The 22,194-nt window shown below is 44.9% G+C and carries 25 protein-coding genes and 1 pseudogene; 23 read left to right on the top strand and 3 right to left on the bottom strand.

The features are described 5' to 3' along the window. Positions 1-42: 42 nt before the first annotated feature. The 14 genes from ispE to spoVT all read left to right on the top strand — a co-directional run bounded on the left by ispE (position 43) and on the right by spoVT (position 12,918). A complete protein-coding gene (ispE, locus tag HUG15_RS00605; RefSeq protein ID WP_200126310.1) occupies positions 43-903 on the top strand; it encodes a 4-(cytidine 5'-diphospho)-2-C-methyl-D-erythritol kinase in 861 nt (286 codons plus the stop codon). A gap of 61 nt (positions 904-964) precedes the next feature. Then, positions 965-1,786, top strand: coding sequence for a pur operon repressor (gene purR, locus HUG15_RS00610; RefSeq protein WP_200126312.1), 822 nt, complete (start codon positions 965-967; stop codon positions 1,784-1,786). An 18-nt stretch (positions 1,787-1,804) separates the two neighbouring features. After that, a complete protein-coding gene (locus HUG15_RS00615; RefSeq protein WP_200126314.1) occupies positions 1,805-2,182 on the top strand; it encodes a RidA family protein in 378 nt (125 codons plus the stop codon). Between the two features lie 286 nt (positions 2,183-2,468). Next, complete coding sequence (spoVG, locus tag HUG15_RS00620) at positions 2,469-2,756, top strand: septation regulator SpoVG (protein WP_200126316.1); 288 nt, start codon at positions 2,469-2,471, stop codon at positions 2,754-2,756. Positions 2,757-3,015: 259 nt separating this feature from the next. Next, positions 3,016-3,132 carry a helix-turn-helix domain-containing protein gene (locus tag HUG15_RS23560; RefSeq protein ID WP_425504042.1) on the top strand — a complete coding sequence of 39 codons (117 nt, stop codon included), beginning with the start codon at positions 3,016-3,018 and terminating at the stop codon, positions 3,130-3,132. Between the two features lie 21 nt (positions 3,133-3,153). Next, positions 3,154-3,711, top strand: coding sequence for an RNA-guided endonuclease InsQ/TnpB family protein (locus tag HUG15_RS22785; RefSeq protein ID WP_246516605.1), 558 nt, complete (start codon positions 3,154-3,156; stop codon positions 3,709-3,711). Between the two features lie 11 nt (positions 3,712-3,722). After that, entirely contained in the window at positions 3,723-3,974 is a 252-nt protein-coding gene (locus HUG15_RS23565) for a zinc ribbon domain-containing protein (RefSeq protein WP_425504023.1), read from the top strand. Between the two features lie 284 nt (positions 3,975-4,258). Beyond that, positions 4,259-5,623 (top strand): bifunctional UDP-N-acetylglucosamine diphosphorylase/glucosamine-1-phosphate N-acetyltransferase GlmU, encoded by a 1,365-nt coding sequence (glmU, locus tag HUG15_RS00640; protein ID WP_200126324.1) that lies wholly within the window; start codon positions 4,259-4,261, stop codon positions 5,621-5,623. Between the two features lie 58 nt (positions 5,624-5,681). Continuing rightward, entirely contained in the window at positions 5,682-6,632 is a 951-nt protein-coding gene (locus HUG15_RS00645; RefSeq protein WP_200126327.1) for a ribose-phosphate diphosphokinase, read from the top strand. Between the two features lie 118 nt (positions 6,633-6,750). Next, a complete protein-coding gene (locus tag HUG15_RS00650) occupies positions 6,751-7,377 on the top strand; it encodes a 50S ribosomal protein L25/general stress protein Ctc (protein ID WP_200126329.1) in 627 nt (208 codons plus the stop codon). Positions 7,378-7,561: 184 nt separating this feature from the next. After that, positions 7,562-8,122, top strand: a complete 561-nt coding sequence (gene pth, locus HUG15_RS00655; protein ID WP_200126331.1) for an aminoacyl-tRNA hydrolase — start codon at positions 7,562-7,564, stop codon at positions 8,120-8,122. Positions 8,123-8,243: 121 nt separating this feature from the next. Continuing rightward, positions 8,244-8,474, top strand: coding sequence for an anti-sigma-F factor Fin (locus HUG15_RS00660; RefSeq protein ID WP_200126333.1), 231 nt, complete (start codon positions 8,244-8,246; stop codon positions 8,472-8,474). A 179-nt stretch (positions 8,475-8,653) separates the two neighbouring features. After that, complete coding sequence (gene mfd / locus HUG15_RS00665; RefSeq protein WP_200126335.1) at positions 8,654-12,202, top strand: transcription-repair coupling factor; 3,549 nt, start codon at positions 8,654-8,656, stop codon at positions 12,200-12,202. Between the two features lie 176 nt (positions 12,203-12,378). Further along, positions 12,379-12,918 carry a stage V sporulation protein T gene (spoVT, locus tag HUG15_RS00670; RefSeq protein ID WP_281393577.1) on the top strand — a complete coding sequence of 180 codons (540 nt, stop codon included), beginning with the start codon at positions 12,379-12,381 and terminating at the stop codon, positions 12,916-12,918. Positions 12,919-13,220: 302 nt separating this feature from the next. Here the strand turns inward: spoVT and HUG15_RS00675 are convergent, their stop codons facing one another. After that, complete coding sequence (locus HUG15_RS00675) at positions 13,221-13,370, bottom strand: hypothetical protein (RefSeq protein ID WP_200126337.1); 150 nt, start codon at positions 13,368-13,370, stop codon at positions 13,221-13,223. 358 nt (positions 13,371-13,728) lie between these two features. Here HUG15_RS00675 and HUG15_RS00680 point away from each other — a divergent pair, with 358 nt between their 5' ends. Further along, positions 13,729-13,917, top strand: a complete 189-nt coding sequence (locus HUG15_RS00680; RefSeq protein ID WP_211202316.1) for a hypothetical protein — start codon at positions 13,729-13,731, stop codon at positions 13,915-13,917. On the opposite strand, the gene sda is transcribed toward HUG15_RS00680, so the two are convergent. Then, positions 13,883-14,080, bottom strand: coding sequence for a sporulation histidine kinase inhibitor Sda (gene sda / locus HUG15_RS23570; RefSeq protein ID WP_200126341.1), 198 nt, complete (start codon positions 14,078-14,080; stop codon positions 13,883-13,885). The two genes, HUG15_RS00680 and sda, sit on opposite strands and share 35 nt — an antisense overlap. Positions 14,081-14,520: 440 nt before the next feature. On the opposite strand from sda, the gene HUG15_RS00690 reads away from it, so the two are divergent. The 3 genes and pseudogenes from HUG15_RS00690 to HUG15_RS00700 all read left to right on the top strand — a co-directional run. Beyond that, positions 14,521-15,879: an RNA-guided endonuclease TnpB family protein gene (locus HUG15_RS00690; RefSeq protein ID WP_200126343.1), complete on the top strand. Its 1,359-nt coding sequence runs from the start codon at positions 14,521-14,523 to the stop codon at positions 15,877-15,879. Positions 15,880-15,993: 114 nt separating this feature from the next. Next, positions 15,994-16,923 carry an ectoine hydroxylase gene (gene thpD / locus HUG15_RS00695; RefSeq protein WP_200128788.1) on the top strand — a complete coding sequence of 310 codons (930 nt, stop codon included), beginning with the start codon at positions 15,994-15,996 and terminating at the stop codon, positions 16,921-16,923. 53 nt (positions 16,924-16,976) lie between these two features. Then, positions 16,977-17,378, top strand: a pseudogene (locus tag HUG15_RS00700) (transposase); the annotation flags it as partial. Between the two features lie 707 nt (positions 17,379-18,085). Here HUG15_RS00700 and HUG15_RS00710 read toward each other — a convergent pair. After that, positions 18,086-18,580, bottom strand: coding sequence for a cob(I)yrinic acid a,c-diamide adenosyltransferase (locus HUG15_RS00710; protein WP_200126347.1), 495 nt, complete (start codon positions 18,578-18,580; stop codon positions 18,086-18,088). Positions 18,581-18,647: 67 nt separating this feature from the next. Between HUG15_RS00710 and HUG15_RS00715 the strand changes: the two genes are divergently transcribed. The 5 genes from HUG15_RS00715 (at position 18,648) to yabQ (ending at position 22,187) form a co-directional block, all read left to right on the top strand. After that, the gene (locus HUG15_RS00715) at positions 18,648-19,208 is read left to right on the top strand and encodes a cysteine hydrolase family protein (RefSeq protein ID WP_200126349.1); all 561 of its coding nucleotides are present in this window, start codon (positions 18,648-18,650) and stop codon (positions 19,206-19,208) included. 208 nt (positions 19,209-19,416) lie between these two features. After that, positions 19,417-20,892 carry a bifunctional methyltransferase/pyrophosphohydrolase YabN gene (yabN, locus tag HUG15_RS00720; RefSeq protein WP_200128789.1) on the top strand — a complete coding sequence of 492 codons (1,476 nt, stop codon included), beginning with the start codon at positions 19,417-19,419 and terminating at the stop codon, positions 20,890-20,892. A gap of 9 nt (positions 20,893-20,901) precedes the next feature. Beyond that, on the top strand, positions 20,902-21,162 hold the full coding sequence (locus tag HUG15_RS00725; RefSeq protein ID WP_200126351.1) for an RNA-binding S4 domain-containing protein: 261 nt from the start codon (positions 20,902-20,904) through the stop codon (positions 21,160-21,162). 180 nt (positions 21,163-21,342) lie between these two features. Beyond that, entirely contained in the window at positions 21,343-21,645 is a 303-nt protein-coding gene (gene yabP / locus HUG15_RS00730; protein ID WP_200126353.1) for a sporulation protein YabP, read from the top strand. Further along, positions 21,642-22,187 carry a spore cortex biosynthesis protein YabQ gene (gene yabQ, locus HUG15_RS00735; RefSeq protein WP_200126355.1) on the top strand — a complete coding sequence of 182 codons (546 nt, stop codon included), beginning with the start codon at positions 21,642-21,644 and terminating at the stop codon, positions 22,185-22,187. Before yabP ends, yabQ begins: the two co-directional genes overlap by 4 nt. Positions 22,188-22,194 lie beyond the last annotated feature (7 nt).

Below are 22,194 nucleotides of genomic sequence, written 5' to 3' on the forward strand. Positions count from 1 at the left end.
GTGAATTTTCGGATAGTTGAACGAAAAAAGGAGCAATAGACGTTGAAGTGTTCTCTAAAAGCCCCCGCTAAAATAAATTTATCGTTGGATGTGATCGCCAAACGCCCGGATGGCTATCACGAAGTTGAAATGATTATGACAGAAGTGGACTTGGCTGATCGGCTGGATTTTGTGACTCGCGACGACGGGGAAATCGTTGTGGAAATGTCTGAAGGATTCATCCCCCAAGATACACGCAACCTCGCCTATCAAGCAGCACAATTGCTGAAATCCAAATTTCAGACGAGCGAAGGCGTACATATATACATTAAAAAAAATATTCCGGTAGCAGCGGGGCTGGCAGGAGGAAGCAGTGACGCGGCAACGGTTTTACGGGCGCTTAATGAGATATGGGGGCTTTCACTTTCCATGGAAGAGCTCGCGGAGTTAGGCGCAACTATCGGATCCGATGTCGCGTTTTGTGTTCATGGCGGTACGGCAAAGGCAACCGGACGTGGGGAAAAAATAGAAAAACTACCGGCACCGCCCCCTTGTTGGGTGATATTGGCAAAACCGCCAATCGGCGTTTCGACCGGAGACATTTACAGTCAAATTTCCGTTCCTAACCGCTCTTATTCTCCGGCCTCCGAAATAGAAGATGCCATTTACGCCAAAGATTACGCTCGGATTTGCAACCATCTCCATAATGACTTGGAAACCGTGACGCTCGCTCTGTATCCGGAAGTTCGTCGTATTAAGAAGCGTATGATAGAATCCGGTGTGGATGCAGCATTAATGAGCGGAAGCGGTCCGACTGTATTTGGGCTCGTCAAGCATGAAAACCAGGTGAATCGTGTGTATAACGCTCTTCGGGGTTTTTGTGAACATGTGTATGCCGTTCGTCTCCTGACAGAAACTTGCTAAAACCGAATGATAATGATATATTTTCTTTAAATATTCGTGTTTTGGCAAGAGGTGGCGGGATATGAAAAAATTAAAACGAAGTGGTCGTCTCGTTGATATGACTAATTTTTTACTCAAACATCCGAATCAGTTAATTCCTCTCCACCGTTTCTCGGAACGTTATGCGGCGGCGAGATCATCGATTAGCGAAGATTTGGGAATTGTAAAAGAGATCTTTGAAAACGAGCAAATGGGATATTTAACGACGGTACCGGGCGTAAGCGGTGGTGTGCGATATGAACCTGCGGTTTCTGCCCGGGAGGCAGAAATCCTTGTTGAAAGGCTTTGCCGACAGTTGGAGGAACCTGATCGGTTGCTCGCGGGTGGTTATTTATACATGATGGATGTTCTCGGGCAACCGGGATGGATGAATGAAATTGGCCGTTTGTTTGCGGGGATTTATCGGGGAGAAAACATTGATGTTGTTATGACTATGGCTACCAAGGGCATTCCGTTGGCTTATGCAGTTGCTGCTTATCTTGATGTGCCGATATGCATTGCCCGGCGGGATCATCGTGTCACGGAGGGGTCAGTCGTAAGCATCAATTACGTATCCGGATCTGCTAAACGGATTCAAACAATGTCTTTGGCACGCCGAAGTATACCCGAAGGCAGTGATGTATTAATCGTTGATGATTTCATGAAGGGGGGTGGAACGGCGAGAGGGATGAGCGAATTATTAGCAGAGGTAAATGCGCATCTCGTTGGCATCGCCGTACTCGTTGAAGCACGTCACAGTGAAAGGCTTATCGACGATTACATTTCATTGGTCCGCCTTGATGAGGTGAACGAACAAGAGAAAAAAATTAATGCGTGCCCGGGAAATTATACGGCCTATTTATAACGAATAAGGAGTGTTAGCATGAAAACCATTTATACGAATCAAGCCCCTGAAGCGATCGGTCCATATTCACAAGGGGTTATCGTCAACAACCTATTTTACAGCTCGGGTCAAATCCCGCTAACCCCAAATATGGAAATTGTCGGGGATGGCATCCATGAACAGACGGAACAAGTGCTCAAAAATGTGCAAGCTGTGCTGAAAGAAGCGGGAGCATCCATTGACTCGGTTGTAAAAACAACAATCTTTATTAAAAATATGAATGATTTCCCCGTGATAAACGACATTTACGGGCGTTATTTCAATGAACATCAACCGGCTCGCTCTTGTGTTGAAGTGGCGCGGTTGCCAAAGGATGTTCAAATCGAAATTGAAGTGATCGCATTGGTGAACGAATAATGGAGAGGCCACCTTTTCCTAAGGTGGTTTTAAACACTTTAACTTTGTTAAAGTATAGGTAAAACTCAGGCTTCCACTATAAAGACTTGGTGGAAGCCTGAGTTTTTCTAAAATCTTTATAATTGCACAGGGGGAGCTCGACGCAGTGCCAAAACGGGTTTAAATTTAAGAGACGTTAAAATTTTAATTTTTTTACCTTTTGAAAAGGATTTTGTCCGTCCGGTGTGGAACATTGTAGCCCAGAGATCTTTTAAGCACTACATTAAAAGGTGGTGAAAAAGAAAAAATGGAAGTTACAGATGTCAGACTCCGCAGGGTGAATACATCCGGTCGTATGCGAGCCATTTCTTCCATTACGATCGATCAGGAGTTTGTTGTTCATGATATTCGTGTGATCGATGGAAACAACGGTTTATTCGTTGCGATGCCGAGTAAACGGACCCCTGACGGAGAATTTAGAGATATCGCCCACCCGATTTCTTCCCGGACGCGCGAGAAAATCCAAACGGCTGTGTTGGAAGAATACGAACGGCAAGGGGAATATGTGAAATATGAAGAAGCAGGGGTTTCCTAAAGAGCCAAGGGCCTTGTACGCGTGATGTACAAGGTCTTTTCAATGAAATTCACACACGAAAAAATCGCTTCGACATCAGTATGCAGGAATGTTTTAAATGCCGCATTACTTTTTTCAATCTGATTGAAGTTTCACTTTATCTCTAAACGTGTTTGCTCAAAAATTACAAAGGTAAAATGTAGATCAAAGTATGGTATACTTTAAAATGGGGATGCCTATGAGCCACAGCGCCTATAAGTTCAAAATTGAACCGGATGAAATGCAAAAAGAAACAATTCTTCAAACCCTTTCCCTGTGTCGATGGCTCTACAACACTGCTTTGGAACAACGTATTTATGAATACAAGACACATAAACAGACCCTAAAATGTACTTGAACGATTGGATAAAGCCTATCAATCCTTTTTCAATCGGTTAAAGAAGGAAGAAAAGGCGGGTTTTCCCCGCTTCAAAGGAAAAAACGTTATCATTCTTTTGTCTATCCTAAAAGCGGTTTTTCCTTAAAGGGAAAGTATATTTTTCTCTCCAAAATTGGCGATGTACGAATCAAAAAACATCGAGAAATGAGAGGGGACGTAAAGGCCTGCACAGTCATCCATAAGAATGGAAAATTCCATGTGTCTTTATTGTGTGAAATCGAACCACAAGAAAACCCTATGACCGATAAAGCAAAAAAACCAAAAGCCATAGGTATTGATCTTGGTATTTCTCACTTAGCGATTACATCAGATGGCGACTTATTTGACAATCCAAAACACTCGCAATATGAAGAACGAAAATTGAAACACCTTCAACGATTGGTATCAAAGAAAAAGAAGGGATCCAGCAGGCGCAAAAAGGCTGTACAGCTCCTCGCAAAACAGCATGAACGAGTGGTCAACAAACGAAGGGATGCCGCTCATAAAACTCACGACAGTTGGTTAACCACTATCACATCATTGTATTTGAAGACTTGAATATTCAAGGGATGGTGAAAAATCACCGCTTGGCAAAAAGTATAACAGACGCTGCTTGGCGACAGTTGATCAAGTTCACGACTTACAAAGCTGAGAATGTTGGTAGTGAAGTGCGACTGATCAATCCCTATAACACAAGTCAAATGTGTTCTGGTTGCGGTGCATTTGTGAAAAAATCATTATCCGAAAGGACACACCGCTGTTCTTGTGGATATGAAGAACATCGGGATATCCTGCAAAAAACATATTACACCTTGGCTTGATCGAAGAACTAAAAGAAACCTCATAACAAAATAACAGGTGCGGAACGTGCCTTCGTGGAGAGCACGAGGTTGCTCGGCTCTATGAAACGAGAAACATCAAAAGATGTATCTGATTTTTTTCAGATGCTCGTCATTGAAATGACGAGAGGTTCACGATATATTCGTAGTATGAAAAAAACACTTATCGAATGTAAACAGTAGCAATAGAAGTGGAAGCAATAGGTTTTCGCATTTTCTAACCTCTAACCTCTCACTTCCCACTTCTAGCATTGGGAGGATTTCGGATGGACAATCGATATGCAATCGTTCTTGCCGCAGGCAAAGGAACACGAATGAAATCAAAAAAACCAAAGGTTTTACATACCGTAGGCGGTAAGCCGATGGTTTCACATGTCGTGGACCAGGTTCAGACTGCCGGATTTGAACAAATCGCCGTGGTAATTGGCCACGAAGGCGAACAAGTGCAACAAGTGCTTGGGAATGACGTCGACGTTGTCTGGCAAATAGAACGTTTGGGGACGGGACATGCCGTTCAGCAAGCGGAACCCCTGCTCGGAAATAAAAAGGGCGTGACCCTGGTGATTAGCGCTGATACCCCGCTGATTTCAGCCGTTACCATGCAAGCGCTAAGCGACCATCACGAGCATAGCGGTGCGGCAGTAACCGTTTTAACGGCGCGTATAGATGATCCCACAGGGCTCGGGCGCGTGATTCGCGATACCCGGACGGGTGGTGTGGAAAAAATCGTTGAACATAAAGACGCAACCGCTAAAGAACGGGGTATATCCGAAATCAATACAGCCACCTATTGCATTGATAACGAAGCACTTTTTTCCGCGCTTCAAGAAGTGACGAACGATAATGCCCAGCAAGAATATTACTTGCCGGATGTCATTGAAATTCTCAAAGCGCGGGGAGAAAAGGTTTCGGCTTGGGAAACGCCCGATGCTTCCGAGGCGCTCGGGGTCAATGACCGTGTGGCATTGGCGGATGCCGAACAAGCCATGCAAAAGCGGATCAACGAATATTGGATGAAACAAGGCGTTACCTTTGTGGACCCTGCCCATACATACGTATCGGCCGATGCCGAATTGAGTCCCGATACGATGCTTTATCCGGGCACGATGTTGCGCGGGCGAACCGTTGTTGGAGAAGGTTGTGTCATAGGGCCCCACTCGGACATCAGCAACAGTACCATCGGCGATATCACAACGATTAAGCAATCGACAATTTCATCAAGCGCGATAGGGGAGCAGGTTCAAATTGGTCCATTTGCACACATTCGTCCGGAAACGAATGTTGCCGCAGGGGCAAAAGTAGGCAACTTCGTCGAAATAAAACAGTCAGATCTCGGGAAAGATTCAAAAGCGAACCATTTGAGTTATATCGGGGATGCCAAAGTTGGTGACGGCGTTAATCTTGGTTGCGGTGCGATTACGGTCAATTACGATGGGAAGGAAAAACATTTAACGACCATTGAAGATGGGGCTTTCATCGGCTGCAACGCGAATCTTGTTGCGCCGGTAACCGTCGGGAAAAACTCATTTATCGCTGCCGGCTCAACGATTACTGAAAATGTGCCCGGGGACACGTTGTCCATTGCACGATCCCGGCAGTCAAATAAAGAAGGCTACATGAAAGGAAAATAGGACGACCGGCGATCACCGCCGTCGCTCACTCTTACCCAGTGCGAAGGAGAATGGAAACATGTCCATGTATAATGATCCAGCGTTGAAAATTTTTACGCTGAACTCAAACCCGAAACTTGCTGAGGAAATCGCCAAACATATCGGTGTTGAATTAGGTGAAACGTCCGTCAAGCGTTTCAGTGACGGCGAAGTGCAAGTGAATATTGAAGAGAGCATTCGCGGGTGCGATGTTTACCTCGTTCAATCCACGTCCGATCCGGCCAATGAGCACCTTATGGAACTGCTCATCATGATCGATGCTTGTAAACGGGCATCTGCAAAAACGGTGAACGTCGTCATTCCTTATTACGGGTATGCGCGTCAAGACCGAAAAGCACGCTCCAGAGAACCGATCACTTCCAAGTTGATTGCCAATTTGCTGGAGAATGCAGGGGCAACAAGAATTTTAACCCTCGATTTACACGCTTCACAGATCCAGGGCTTTTTTGATGTTCCGGTTGATCAGCTACTTGCCACCCCACGATTTGCCTCTTATTTTAAAGAGAAAAACCTGGATGATATTGTGGTCGTTTCCCCGGATCACGGAGGGGTTGTGCGGGCAAGGCAAATGGCTGACCGCTTGGATGCACCGATTGCGATCATTGATAAACGCCGCCCGCGTCCGAACGTCGCGGAAGTCATGAACATTGTCGGTGAAATTGAAGGGAAAACCGCCATTATTGTGGATGACATTATTGATACAGCCGGCACGCTTCAATTGGCAGCCGAAGCGCTTATTGAGAAAGGGGCTAACCGAGTGTATGCCTCTTGTACGCATCCGGTCCTTTCAGGCCCGGCAATATCACGTATTCAAGAGTCAAAACTCGAGGAACTGGTGGTAACCAATACGATCGCCCTTCCGGCGGAAAAACAAATCCCGCAGATTACCCAGCTCTCTGTCGGTTCACTTATGGCAGATGCGATCATTCGGGTGCATGAACAAACATCAGTGAGCTCGCTTTTTAATTAAAAAATGTTGCATTGAGCCCCATCTAATGCTATTATATCGTATTAGAGTGCGTGTGCTTTGATCGAGGGAGCGAAAAAAGCTAACGATAGAACTATTGAAAAATAGATGAGGTGAAAGTATGGCAACATTAGAAGCGAATAAAAGAGAAGATTTGCGTCGTTCCGAAACGCGTAAGTTAAGGGCCGAAGGCTATGTGCCGGCGGTATTGTATGGAAAGAAGACAGATAGTACACCTGTCTATGTTCCGAGCATTGCATTCACAAAGACATTGCGCCAGGTGGGATGGAATGGCATTATCGATTTGACAGTCGATAATGGCAGCAAACATCAAGTGATGGTACATGATTTGCAAAAAGATGTAATCAAAGGGCATAACACACACATTGATTTTTTTGAAGTGGACATGACCTCCGAGATGGATGCTGATGTCGCTGTCAACCTCGTTGGGGATGCGCCGGGTGAATCCGAAGGTGGAGTGCTTTCCCACATGCTCTATACAGTCTCGGTTCGCGCGCTTCCGAGGGATATTCCGGAACAAATTGATGTCGATATCAGTGAGCTCGGCATTAATGACTCGATCTTAGTAGGCGACTTAAAAGCAGGCCAAAACTTTGAATTCAGCAGTGAAGCGGAAGAAACGATCGTTTCCGTGCTTCCGCCGACAGAAGAGGAGCCTGAATCTGAAGGCGACGAAGAACAAGAGCCTGAGCTCGTTGACAGCAAAGAAGACGAAAACGAAGAATAAGATGTGCGGATTGGAAGGGCATAGCCTAAAGGTTATGCCTTTTTTACACTATCAGAATGTATAAATTGTTCGGATGATAGTATAAGAAAAGACTTTGACTTTCGCCATCCTTGGCGATAAGTCAAGTTTTTCTACCACCATTTTTTCTACCTTTTTCCGTAGCTCCTTTAAAGGAGGTTTACATTTGAAAGTACTTGTTGGACTCGGCAATCCCGGGTTAAAATATACGAAGACCCGCCACAACATTGGGTTTATGGTGATAGATGATCTCGCGAAAGAATTGGACATCAAGCTAAAAAAACATAAGACGTTTCACGGGGAATATAATGAAGGGACCATTAACGGAGAACGTATTTCGTTATTGAAGCCGTTAACGTATATGAACCGCTCAGGGCAATCTGTTCAAGCGGTTATCAATTATTTTGACATTGATCCCGCGAATGTCCTCATCATTTATGATGAACTTGATTTACCTGTCGGGACGGCGAAGTTTCGAAAAACAGGTGGACATGGGGGGCACAATGGCCTTCGTTCCATTATCGAGCATGTGGGCACGAAAACATTTAATCGTGCGCGTATTGGCATAGGACGCCCGCCCGAAGGGAAGTCGGTAACGGCGCATGTGCTTGATCGTTTTACCAAAGAAGAGCGTTCTGAAATCGAGCAAGTGCGCCGGCATGTCACAAAAGCTTGCAACAATTGGCTGGAAAAAGATTTCGATCACGTCATGAACCAATTTAATTAAGCGAAGGCTGTAAGGTTTCTTCTCACCTCCAACCTCTCACTTCCCACATCTGATTAGTATATCTCCGTTTTCAATCGTTGACACTATGGATAAGTGTGAATGGAAAGGAGAGCGGCTGGTGATGGCCATTTATTACCATTGCAGGCAATGCGGAACAGAGATGGGCACAATTTCAACATCCGAAGCAAAACAGCGGGATCTCGGATTCGATGTCCTCTCCCGGCAAGACCAAGAAGAAATGATGCATGTGGATCAGGCGGGTCATGTTCATATGGACATTCTTTGTGAATCCTGTCACGAAGCAACAGCACTAAACCCTGAGCTTCATGAGCAACAGCGTTGGGTTCATTAGATAACGCGAAAGAAAGGCTTTGGACATCCTCCAGAGCTTTTTCGGGTGTTCAGGAGGAGATTCACGGGGAGATGCGTTTAAGAATAGTTTGAAAAATAAATAGATGAGTGAATCATCATGTGGTTTCGATCTCGCCATACTGAAAAGAAATGAGTTGTAGCAGGGGAGGAGTCGTGCTCATGAAGGCGATTACACAGAAGTTAATGGAAAATAAGCATATTCAAAGCATAGAGGAAGGTTTGGAAAACGGATTACACGAACAACTGTTGACGGGATTGAGCGGTTCGGCGAAAACGATCCTATCATCTGCGCTTTATCATTTGGGGCGAAAGCCGCAAGTGCTTGTCACCTATAATTTATTGCAAGCGCAAAAATGGCAAGAGGACTTAAGTGATTTACTTGGAGAGGAAAATGTCTATTTATACCCCGTGAACGAATTGATATCCGCGGAAATTGCGGTTGCCAGTCCGGAGATGAGAGCACAACGCATGGAGGTCATGAATGCGCTTTTTGCTGATTTTCAAGGGGTGGTTATCGTGCCAATGGCGGGGCTCAAGCGATTGTTGCCGCCAAAAGCGGTTTGGGGAAAGAGCCAACTATCCCTTCATGAGCAAGATGATCTGGACGTGGATGATTTGTTAAAACGCTTTGCTTCAATGGGGTATTCACGTGTTGACATGGTTTCCGCTCCGGGGGAATTTAGTGTGCGCGGCGGAATCATCGATGTTTATCCGCTAACCGAACAACATCCACTCCGTATTGACTTGTTTGATACCGAAATTGAATCCATTCGTTACTTTAATGCGGAAGATCAACGTTCGTTGGAAAAAATTCGTCATGTTCAGATCGGCCCGGCAGATGAGGTTGTTTTGTTTGATGAACACTGGCAACGCGCGAACGAGAAACTGGACGCAAATTTGGACGAGACCATTAAACAGGTAAAAGACGCGGAAACAAAGGACCTCTTGCAGCAAAAATTGTCGCAGGAGCGTGATCTGTTAAACGAACAGATTCGCTTTCAAGGCTTATACAAATACATGACGTATTTTTATACGGAAGCAAACACGCTTGTGGACTATTTGCCTGAGAATGCGCTTGTAATGATCGATGAAATTAGCCGTGTTCAAGAAACAGCAGAACAATTGGATCAAGAAGAAGCAAATTGGCAAATGGCATTATTGGAACAAGGGGATGCCCCGCGCGGGATACGTGTGTCTGAATCTTTCCAAGATGTGCTGCAGGCGATTCAACAACAAATCGTCTATTTCTCATTGTTTTTGCGAAGTGTTCCGGCGACGCAACCGCAAAACATCGTTAATGTTAATTGTAAAGCCATGCAACAATTTCACGGACAGATGCCAGTGTTGCAGGGAGAGATGGAACGATGGATGCGGGGGGATTTTACGGTTGTTTTCGTTGCAGCCGATGAAGAGCGTGGCCGTCGTTTGCAACATATCTTAAGCGATTATAAGATTGATGCGGAATGGGTGTCGCGTGACACGGAATTGCAAAGCAGGCGTGCGTATATCATGGAAGGGGATTTACACAACGGTTTTGAACTTCCCTTCGATCAACTTGCCATCGTAACGGAACGGGAGACGTTTACAAAGAAAGTCACCCGTAAGCGAAAACAACAAAAATTATCGAATGCAGAACGGATTAAGAGTTATTCCGAGCTACACGTCGGAGATCTTGTTGTTCATGTTGATCATGGAATTGGCAAGTACTTAGGTGTGGAAACACTGGCTGTCAATGGATTGAATCAGGATTATATCCATATTTCTTACGCAGGCAATGACAAATTATACGTTCCGGTCGAACAGATTGATCAAGTGCAAAAATATGTCGGTTCCGAAGATAAAGATCCGAAAATTTATAAACTTGGAGGGCAAAGTTGGAAAAAAGTCAAGCGGAAGGTACAGTCGTCCGTTGAGGATATTGCTGACGATCTCGTCAAGCTGTATGCCGAGCGCGAGGCTTCACAAGGGTATGCTTTTTCAGGGGATCAGCAGGAGCAACGAGATTTTGAAGCATCTTTTCCTTACCAGGAAACAGAGGATCAGTTAAAAGCCATTAACGAAATAAAAGAAGACATGGAGCGGGAGCGTCCGATGGATCGCCTGCTATGCGGGGATGTCGGTTATGGGAAAACGGAAGTGGCCATCCGCGCGGCTTTCAAAGCGATCATGGATGGGAAACAAGTGGCGTTGCTCGTCCCGACGACGATTCTTGCCCAACAGCATTTTGACACAATTTCCGAACGTTTTTCCGATTATCCCATCAACATCGGGCTTCTTAACCGTTTTCGCACGCGCAAGCAACAAACGGAAACTCTCCGGTCTTTAAAAACCGGCGGACTCGATTTGGTGATCGGGACCCATCGGCTGCTGTCCAAAGACGTTCAATTTAAAGATCTCGGCTTGCTGATCGTCGATGAAGAACAACGTTTTGGCGTGACACACAAAGAAAAAATCAAGCAATTGCGCGCCAATATTGATGTGCTTACACTAACCGCGACACCGATTCCGCGAACCCTTCATATGTCCATGCTCGGGGTACGTGATTTATCGCTTATCGAAACGCCTCCGGAAAATCGTTTTCCTGTGCAAACGTATGTGTTGGAATATAACCCGTCGCTCGTCAAGGAAGCGATTGAACGTGAATTAGGCCGCGGAGGGCAAGTGTTCTTTTTGCACAATCGTGTAGATAATATTGAGCGAATGACCGAGCAGATTTCCATGCTCGTTCCCGAGGCCGAAGTGTCCTATGCCCATGGCCAAATGCAGGAGCAAGAATTGGAAGCAGTCATGATCGATTTTCTCGAAGGGCATAAAGATGTATTGGTAACGACAACGATTATTGAATCCGGTGTGGACATCCCGAATGTTAACACCTTAATTATCAATCATGCGGATCGTATGGGGCTTTCCCAGCTGTATCAAATCCGTGGCCGTGTCGGTCGCTCGAATCGAGTCGCTTATGCCTATTTTTCGTATCAGCGGGATAAAGTGCTTACGGAAGTTGCGGAGCAACGCTTGCAAGCGATTAAAGAATTTACGGAGCTTGGGTCTGGGTTTAAAATCGCTATGCGGGACTTATCGATCCGGGGAGCCGGAAACTTGTTGGGAGCTGAGCAACATGGTTATATCGACTCCGTCGGTTTTGACATGTATTCGCAAATGCTGAAAGAAGCGATTGATAACCGCAAAGGGGTACAGGAAAAAGTGGAAACGAAACATTCCGATATTGAACTGGATGTGAAAGTGGAAGCTTATATTCCGGAAGATTATATTAAAGACGCCAAACAAAAAATTGAAATGTACAAACGTTTTCGCGGCGTAGAGACGTTTGATGACTTAAGCGATTTACACGATGAAATGATTGACCGTTTCGGTGAATATCCGGATGAAGTTCGTGCCCTGTTCTCGATTTCGAGGATTAAGCTATTTGCCCAACAGGAAGGGGTAGAGGCGATATCGGAAAGTAGCGGCAAATGCACAATCATGCTCTCGGAGGAAACCTCAAATGTCATCGACGGAGCCTTGCTCTTTAAATTCGTCAATGAATTGGGCAGAGATGTCGTTGTCGGGACCGAAGGAAAGAAAATTAAGCTGATCATCCATGCCAAACGTTTATCCTCGGCGGTTTACGTCTCTTTGCTCGAACGAATTCTCGCCCGGATTCCGGAAGTAAGGAAAGACTATATGTCAGAGTCGGTTTCTTCGTGAATGGATGGATACCCACTTCCATTGCTGATTTTGCTAGTGGCGGGTGCCGGTATGTTAAATTTCTTTGATGATGGGTGAATAGTTCTTTTTTGGATGACGGATACTACCAGTAATCACGTAAAGCAGGCAAGTTTGGTCACTAAAAGAAAATTCATCTAGGAAAGAGAGGCATCAGCATGAAAGCTACTGGTATTGTCCGTCGAATTGATGATTTGGGCCGTGTGGTCATCCCGAAAGAAATAAGGCGAACGCTTAGAATACGTGAAGGCGACCCGTTGGAAATTTTTGTCGATCGAGATGGGGAAGTAATTTTAAAGAAATACTCCCCGATCTCCGAACTCGGTGATTTTGCGAAGGAATATGCCGAAGCTTTGTATGACAGCTTGGGACATCCGATTCTTGTTGCCGACCGTGATTCTTACATTGCCGTATCCGGAGGATCCAAGAAGGATTACGCCCACAAAAGTATTGGTGACGTCGTTGAGTCAGCAATAAACAAAAGACAAACGATGGCAGAATTTGAACATGGGGAATATAACCTTGTTAGTGATCACCGTGATGCGATGCAAGGGTACGTCGTTGCCCCGATTATTGCAAATGGCGACCCGATTGGAGCGGTTGTCATGGTGGCTAAAGACAAAGCGCCGGATGAACAAGTTGCCCGTACACTCATTGAGACCGCTGCCGGATTTCTCGCGAGACAAATGGAGCAATAAACATCGCCATGAGGGATCAAACCTGGCTTCTTATTTTTACTAGATAGGAAAAAAACAGCCGGAGACGCTTTAGAAGATGCCGGCTGTTCCGGTATTATGACATAAGGATTGACCCCAAATATCATACTCGAAGCAGGCTCGTCTATGAGCCTGCTTTACACATTTATATTTATAATATTAAGACATTTAAATGTTGAAAAATCGTATGGGTGATGAGGTAGAACCAGTGTGCCTGCGAAGGAAATGTTCTGTATATGGATCAGCTTATTAGGGTTAACTGAGTCCACCTCATCAAGTTTATTTCACATTTTGCGGAAAAAGCGTCTGAATTTCTTTTTCTGTTGTTTAGGCTCCGTTTTTATTTCATGCGCTTTGTTTTCACCTGCTTCCGCCTTTTCCTGTTCAGCGAGGTCTTTCTCGATCAGTTCGCGGCCTTTTGTATAAATGAGCATTTTAATCCTCCTTCATCTCTTTAATTATTCTCACTATTCATATGCAAAGAAACAGGTGGCAGTACTTTTTCTTTTTTTCATCTCCTTTCTTTTCCATAAGGTTTAGCGCAATTTCGCAATTTATTTAAATTCTTGATTCATCGCAAGCATATCACAGTATTATTCATTTTGGGAAGAGGGAGTGTGTGGAAATGGAAAGTATCATGAAGCGTTTGGCGAATGCTACATATGGGTAAATAATGATATCTTGGTAGGTAAGAAAGTAAAAATCAACTTTCTTACCTATATAAGTTGGGCTAAGGCTTTCGCCATAAAAGCTTGGCGAAAAGCCAAGTTTTCTAAAACGGAAGGGATGAGAATGTTGCCAACCTTTGATGTTAAAGTTTCGTTGAAAAATGGACATGTGATTCATATGGAAGAAGAAGGCGAAAATGAAAACGAAGTCAAAAACGAATTTATGGGAGAAAGCGGTACGTACAACAAAAACGGCGTTTCCTTTTATAAGGAGCACGTCATCTCGGTAGAAGTATCCGAGCATTCGAATTAAGCGCCTTGCGGGGCGCTTTACTATTGGTTGGCCAAAATCGTTGTGTATGTTCCGTGCGTTTGCGAATTTCCGTTTCAAGCAGCAACAAAAAAACTTGATCGAAATCATTGCCTTTCGCTAATTCGTATGATTCTAATAAAAGTTCATTTGTAATATGTTTCATTATATCTCCTTCTCAAATAATTCTTTAAGCCTAGTACATATGGATTATACAAGACAAAAAATAATTGTACAACCATTAGGATAAAAAAGAAGGGCGTTAGCCACTGCTAGAAAAAGGAATAAGCTGAAAAAATGGGCTGATTTTGATCACAAAATTTCACAGATTTTCTGATGTTGATAGGAAGCGGCACATCGTTTATAAGTCGTTTGCGCTTAGGATTCTTACTCGTTAACATGGGCATTGAACAAAAAAGTTAGCGCCGCATTCCCCTTCAAAATCTTTGATGGGGGTTAGGCGCTAAGGTCTTGATCAATTTATTTTTAAAATCATATTGGTTAAGTATAAGATTAGACTTTGCATAAAGGGTAAGGTATAATAAAATCAAACAAACGTTTCCGTTATAAATAACCTTTGAAAACGTTTGGAAGGAGGGTTTGATGATGAACATAGCCAAAACGTTATCGCACAAGATTACGAATCACTCTCGTATCTTTGACGCAACGCTGGATATCTACAACGACGCACTGGCTTATATTATCGAAGTGATAGATAAAAAATTCGATAACCTTGATGGAATGACGACGAAGTCTATCGTTCCTTCGGTGGAAAGGCTCATTCATACGACTAAATCAAACCCTCATCCGAAGTACCAAGCATTTAGCGCTCGTTTTTATAAGTTTCCTTCGTATTTTCGAAGAAGCGCCATTGCTTCGGCTTTCGGGAAAGTGAAAAGTTATCGCTCCAATCTGCGTAACTGGGAAGAAGAGAAGGCAATTGCTCTTTCCGAGGGGAAAAAATTTAAAAAGAACCCTCCGAGGTTACAATTAAAACACAAGGAATTCCCGGTGTTTTATCGCGGGAATATGTTTAAGAGAACATCGGATACAACAGCTCAAATCAAAATTTTTCATAACAATGATTGGGTCTGGGTAGATATCACCTTTAAAGACCAAGATTTATATAAACGTGGCGTTTGGGATTGGAAAGAAAACAACCCTACGCTTGTTAAAGTCGGAAAAAAGTATTTCCTGAATATTAGTTATCAATCCAAAGTGACATTAAATAAGACAAAAATCAACGGCCAAAAAATATGTGCGATAGACCTTGGCATCAACAACTCTGCGGTTTGTTCGGTCATGGATATAAAAGGCACTGTCTTGGCTCGTAAGTTTATTAACCAGCCAAAAGAAAAAGACCGGTTATATACGTTGACGAACAAACTACGCAAAGAACAACGGACGTCGGGTTGGATTGCTGCGCCGAATTATTGGCGTCGTATCAATGGGCTTCAAAAACACATCGTGAATGATACGTCGCATGACATTGTTACATTTGCGAGCGAGAATGAATGCGATGTCATTGTTTTTGAATACCTAGATAAGATGAAGACGCCGAAAGGGTTTTGGGGCGCAAAGAAACTTCGTTTTAAACTCCGTTATTGGCGAAAGAAAGGGATTCAGAACAAAGTAACGGAAATGGCGCATTATCTTGGTATGCGTATGTCGAGAGTGAATGCTCGGTATACAAGTGCCTTGGCGTATGATGGTTCCGGAAAAGTGGAACGTAATATGAAAAAAGACCTTGCCACGTTTACAACGGGCAAAGTCTACCATGCCGATTTATCAGCGTCATACAACATCGGCGCGCGATATTTTGTTCGTGGCATCCAAAAATCCATGTCGGAAACGAAATGGTTGTCCCTTCAGGCAAAAGTACCTGAAGTGGCAAAAAGGACATATACGACTTTGTCTTCATTAATTAGCCTTGCGAAAGCATTAGAGTCGCCGAAGGGGGCTTAGTCCGCTTTTGTTTGTGCTGTATTTAAGGTAAGGGATGCTCCATCAAAATCTTTGATTTAGATGGAGAGGTTCACCGTTAATCAAACTAAACCAATGAATGAAGGAGTGTTTCAGATGCGTACAGATTTTTATCCGTCAAGAGTAGGAAGCGGTGCTAAACTAATGAAGCGCGAAGATCCGGTCATTCATAATCGAGGGCAGTTTGATGGACCACTTAACGCTTCTGATCTCGACGCTTACGAGGAGAACGGTTTTCTCATGCTAAACGATGTGTTTTCGGAAGATGAAGTGGATATTATGGCTGAACAACTGAAACAGACGTTGGAAAATGCCAAAGGGGAAAAGTCGGATACCGTCGTTACTGAACCGGAAGGCGATGAAGTCCGATCCATCTTCGAAGTGCATAAAAACAATGATTTTTTTAGGAGACTGGCTTCCAATGAGCACATTGTAAAAGCTGCACGCCAATTGCTCGGCAGTGATGTATATATTAATCAATCCCGTATTAACTTCAAGCCGGGTTTTAGCGGCAAAGAGTTTTATTGGCATTCGGATTTTGAAACTTGGCACGTGGAAGATGGGATGCCAAAACCGAGAGCGGTAAGCTGCTCAATCATATTAACCGATAATTACGAATATAATGGACCTTTAATGCTCATCCCCGGTTCCCATCAATGGTTTGTATCTTGCCCGGGGGAAACGCCGGAGAATAATCACAAACAATCCTTGCAAAAACAAGAGCTAGGTATTCCCGATCAAGAAAGTTTAACGCAACTTTTTGAAAAAGCAGGAAAACGTATCGAAACAGCCACCGGAAAAGCAGGTATGGTCCTCTTTTTCGAAAGCAACACGATGCACGGTTCTGCCGGCAATATTTCCCCATTACCGAGAAGCAACGCGTTCTTCGTGTTTAACTCGATCCATAACCAACTGGAAGAACCATTCGGCAATACGAAGCCACGTCCGGAATTTCTCGCGAACCGGGAAGGGATTAAGCCGATCGAACCACAACCTACCTTTGAAAAAGAAAAAACGACGACGTAACCGATTGTGAAGACCACCCGGGGAAGGGGTGGTCTTTATTTCACTTTAAGGCGATCATCGCTGACATCGGCAACGACATGAGCCGATTTCCATCGGCCGCTCATTTATGCTCATGGGCCGGGATCGCTCCAGGGAACCATGAAAGTGCCGGAAAACGAAAGTCAGGTAAAACCAAGAAGGGCAACAAAAAGTTAAAATCCGCCCTTACAGAAGCCGCCCGCGCCGTAGCAAGAACCAAAGACACCTACTTGTCTTCCCAATACCATCGAATTGCTGCACGCCGAGGGAAGAATCGAGGCGCCGTCGCCGTTGCCCATTCGATTTTGACGAGCGCTAACCATATGATGCAACGGAGGGAACCCTATCGGGAATTGGGCCCCACCTATTTTGACGAGCGAAAGAAAGAAGTGGTCACTCGACAAGCAATCAAGCGTTTAGAAGATCTAGGCTATGAACAGGAAGCGATCGAAAAAAAGAGACAAGATGAGAGGATTAAATTGGAAAAATCGCTCCTTGATATCCTCTCTCCGGAAATTATCTCTGAGAAAACAGGATTGAACATCGATGAGGTTAAAAAGTTGAAGGAATAGGCGGGGAATATTGTGATCGTGCAAACCTATTAAATAACATTCGAAGAAGACCAAGCGGCAATATGATCGGTGAAAGGACCCGCTTGAGTAGTGTTCGCATCCATGAAACCCGAATTCGTCATCAGCTGCTTGATTCAGTCGCCATGAAGCAGTTATGAAGCCCGAAAAAGCCAACCGTCACTCGTTTCAGTCGCCATGAAGCAGTTATGAAGCCCGAAAAAGCCAACCGTCGCTCGTTTCAGTCGCCATGAAGCAGCCATGAAGCCCGAAAAAGCCAACCGTCACTCGTTTCAGTCGCCATGAAGCAGTTATGAAGCCCGAAAAAGCCAACCGTCGCTCGTTTCAGTCGCCATGAAGCAGCCATGAAGCCCGAAAAAGCCAACCGTCGCTCGTTTCGGTCGCCATGAAGCAGCCATGAAGCCCGAAAAAGCCAACCGTCGCTCGTTTCGGTCGCCATGAAGCAGCCATGAAGCTCAAAATTGCCAACAGCCACTCGTTACGGTCGTCATGAAAGCGCCTATGATTCCCGAAAGCCCTCACGCCACAGAAACATTCATGTGCCTCGCCCGTCGTCATTCTTCCTCCCGGCCAACGTTCCTGAATACTTTTTCTCCGCGTTCGTATTCGATATCGGGTTGGCCGGCGCGAGCATTTACGATGCGGCAAATGACAAATAAATAGTCGGCTAGACGGTTTAGGTATTGGCGTACGTACGAGTTGACACCCGTTTCATTTGCCAATTGAACCACCCGTCGTTCTGCCCGCCGGACAACCGTACGTGCCACGTGAAGATAGGCTGCGGCCGGCGTCCCCCCGGGTAAGATAAAACGTTCCAACGCGGACGTTACTTCATTATAGAAATCAATGTGTTCCTCGAGGACCGTCACCATAGTTTCGTTTACTTTGTAAGCGATCTTTTTTTCCGTTAAGAATGCGGTTGCCACTCCGATGAAGCTGTTGGCTTCCTCGATGGTTCCGTAAGCCTCGACTTGTACACTTGATTTTGAGGTGCGTCCCCCGACAATGCCCGTATCCCCGTCATCGCCGGTTCTTGTATAAATGCTCATTTTTTGTCTCCCTCGTATAAGATTGATCGTTTGCCGCAAGGGGAAAGGATAATAAGGAGGGGTATCCATGTCCATGCAAAAACAATCAGAAACCGCGTTACTGCTTATTGATTTTATCAATAATCTAGATTTTCCGGAAGGCGAATTGTTGCGCCCGCAGGGAGAAGAAGCGGCCAAACAGGCAAAAAAATTGAAGGAAAAGGCGAAGGAGCGAAACCTTCCTGTCATTTATGTCAATGACAATTATGGGCAATGGAAAAAAAGTTTTCACGGAGTTGTGAAATTCTGTACCGAGGAGGGTTCAAAAGGAAAGAAAATGTCAGAAATGGTTTTGCCGAAAGAGGATGACTATTTCATACTGAAGCCACAGTTTTCCGGTTTTTTTGAAACACAGTTGTCGCTGTTACTTAAGCAACTAAAAGTGCAAAACATTATTATCGCCGGCGTGGCAGGCGATAAGTGCATCCATTTTACGGCTAATGATGCTTACATGCGGGGGTACGGTATTTTTGTGCCAAAAGATTGTACGGCTTCCAATTACAAAGAATCAAATGCGCGCGCTTTATCTCTAATGGAAGATATTTTGGGGGCGGATACGACCGGTTCGGCGTATATGGAATTGCCTTAGTGGACGCGTTCCAACTCGGGCCATGAAGCCCGGCCCTAGAGGAACCGCTCCATTCCAGTCACCATCCATGAAGCGGCCACGAAGCCCCAACCCGGAAAAAGGAGCTGACAAGTTAGTATGGATTGTTTTTAGCCGCTGTACCCGGGTGTGCTATACTGTTCGTCAGGAAGTTTGATTGAAAGAGGGGCGTTACGTCGTGAATGAAACGATAAAACCTGAAATTGAAATTATAGGGTTGGGTCCGGGGGGACTCGGAAAACTGACGTTGGACGTGTATAAACGGCTAAAAGATGAGAAAAAGGTGTACGCGCGTACAACACATCACCCTGTAATTGCTGAATTGCAATCCGAGGGGTTGGAATTTGCGTCGTTTGATGCCATTTACGAGGCGCATGAATCATTTCCGCCGATTTACGAGGAAATTGCGGAGGCACTGCTCGGTGCGGCCGCGGGGTCCTCCGGGGAAGGCATCCGTTACGTCGTCCCGGGCCACCCGCTCGTTGCGGAAGAGACAGTGCAACGTTTGCTTGCTGCGGAAGCCGAGGGCCGGGTTAGCGTGAATATTATTGGCGGGGCAAGTTTTTTGGACCCTGTTTTTTCGGCCCTTCGTATCGATCCGAATGATGGATTTCAATTGCTTGATGCGACGAATTTTACAGCAGATGACCTTTCATTAACCCAGCATTTGATCATTTCGCAACTGTACGATGGCTTCATTGCTTCGGAAGTGAAGCTGACGTTAATGGAGCACTTCCCCGATGATTACGAGGTGACGTTGGTGAAAGCAGCGGGAAGCCCTGACGAGGAAATGGCGACGCTTCCGCTTTATGCGCTTGATCGGGAGATGAACGTTAGCAATCTTACGGTGCTTTACGTCCCGCCGGCGCCGGATGAAAGCTATTTGCGCCATACGTTCACGCGACTTCGGGACGTCATTCGCGTATTGCGAGGTCCTAACGGCTGCCCATGGGATCGTAAGCAGACCCATGTTACATTGAAGCGATTTTTGCTTGAAGAAGCGTACGAGGTGCTTGATGCGATTGATGAGGAAGATGATGATCATCTGGTTGAAGAGCTTGGCGATGTGCTTTTGCAAGTGCTCCTGCACGCGCAAATCGGCGAGGATGAAGGTTACTTCAACATTGCTGATGTCGTTGCCGGCTTAACGGAGAAAATGATTCGTCGCCACCCCCATGTTTTTCATGAAAAAATAGAAGGGGATCGCGCCGAAGACGTTGAATTACGTTGGGACAAAATAAAAGAAATGGAGAAAAAAGACCAAACGCCAGCTTCGCTTCTTGATAACATTCCCCGTTCAATGCCGTCGCTGATGACAGCATTTGAACTCCAGAAAAAAACGGCAAAGGCTGGATTCCAATGGCACGAAGAAGCGCCGATGTGGGAAAAACTCGAAGAAGAGATCGCGGAGTGGAAGGAAGCTTTGAAGGAACACAATGATGAAGAAGCGAAAAAAGAATTCGGCGACGTCCTTTTCATTCTTGTTAATCTTGCACGTTCCTTCAATATTCAACCTGAGGAAGCATTGCTGATGACAAATCGAAAGTTCATCCGCCGTTTTCAATATATCGAAATGCAATTAAAAGCAAATGGCAAAACGCCGGAAACCTCGGACTTAACGGAAATGGATCGCTATTGGGACGAAGCAAAAAAGAAAGGAATATAAGGTGATGATATGCGGATTGATAAGTTTTTAAAAGTTTCTCGCCTCATTAAAAGGCGGACGGTTGCAAAAGAAGTGGCCGGTGCAGGACGCTTGCAAGTGAATGGACAGATCGCCAAGGCCGGGACGGAAGTCAAGCCCGGTGACGAAGTGACCATTCGTTATGGAAGAAAAATAGTGAAAGTACGAGTGGAAAGCCTGGAGAACGCGGCGCAAAAAGGAGAAGCTACATCCCTGTACACGACGCTGGAAGAAACGAAAGTAGATGATTAACTGAACAAGCGCTTTTTCACACTTGGCAGGTAAGAAAGTAAAAATCAACTTTATTACCTGCATAAGTGCAACTAAGGCTTTTCGCCATAAAAGCTTGGCGAAAAGCCAAGTTTTCTAATTCTTTTTTCCCTTCATGGTGCATAAACTAACGGCAATGAATGCCATCTTGGGGGGATGATTATGAGCGACTATGTGCCGAACCAACGCTATAAAAACACAAACCATGAACATGATATCGTGCTAAAAGGGCGAAAGACGTTGGAAATTAGCGGTGTCAAAGAAGTGGAGAGCTTTGACAGCCGGGAATTTTTACTCGAAACCGTCATGGGGTATTTATCGGTACGGGGGAGTGACTTGTATATGAAAAACTTGAACGTGGAGGAAGGTCTTGTTTCGATCGAAGGCAAAATCGATGACCTGATCTACGTTGATGAACAAAGCCACGGGAAACCGAAAGGCTTTATCGGGAAGTTGTTCAAGTGACCCTTGACGTTCAGTTCCAAACGTTTTTCGCTATGCTGATGACCGGCGCTGTTATTGCTGCCCAACTTGATGTTTATCACCGCTGTTTGCCGCGTAAAGCCAGAAAAAAATGGCCGCAAGCGTTATTCGATCTATTCTTTTGGGTTGTACAGGCTATCCTCGTTTTTTATGTTTTGTTTCAAATGAATCTTGGAGATTTGCGAATCTATGTTTTTCTATCGATCTTGCTAGGTTTTTTAATCTATTGGCAGACCGTTCGTCCATTGTTTTTACGCGTGCTGGAAGTGTTGATTAGAATTATAGAGACAATTTATTCGATGATTTTGAAAATCTTCTATTTGTTCTTGTGGACTCCTGTGGTATGGTTATACAAAGGAATAAAACAATTGCTTATCATTGTCTATCGCAGCATAAGATGGCTTCTCTATCAACTCGGCCTTTGGTTATTACAGCCGTTGTATCGGCTTGTGGGCGGTCCCCGTGTTGTTTCACGGGTGACCTGTTGGGGCAAGCGTCTGAGAAACTGGTTTTCCGGGAGATGAGCAATCG

It is taken from the genome of Salicibibacter cibarius (genome assembly GCF_016495725.1).
Classification (GTDB): Bacteria; Bacillota; Bacilli; order Bacillales; family Marinococcaceae; genus Salicibibacter; species Salicibibacter cibarius.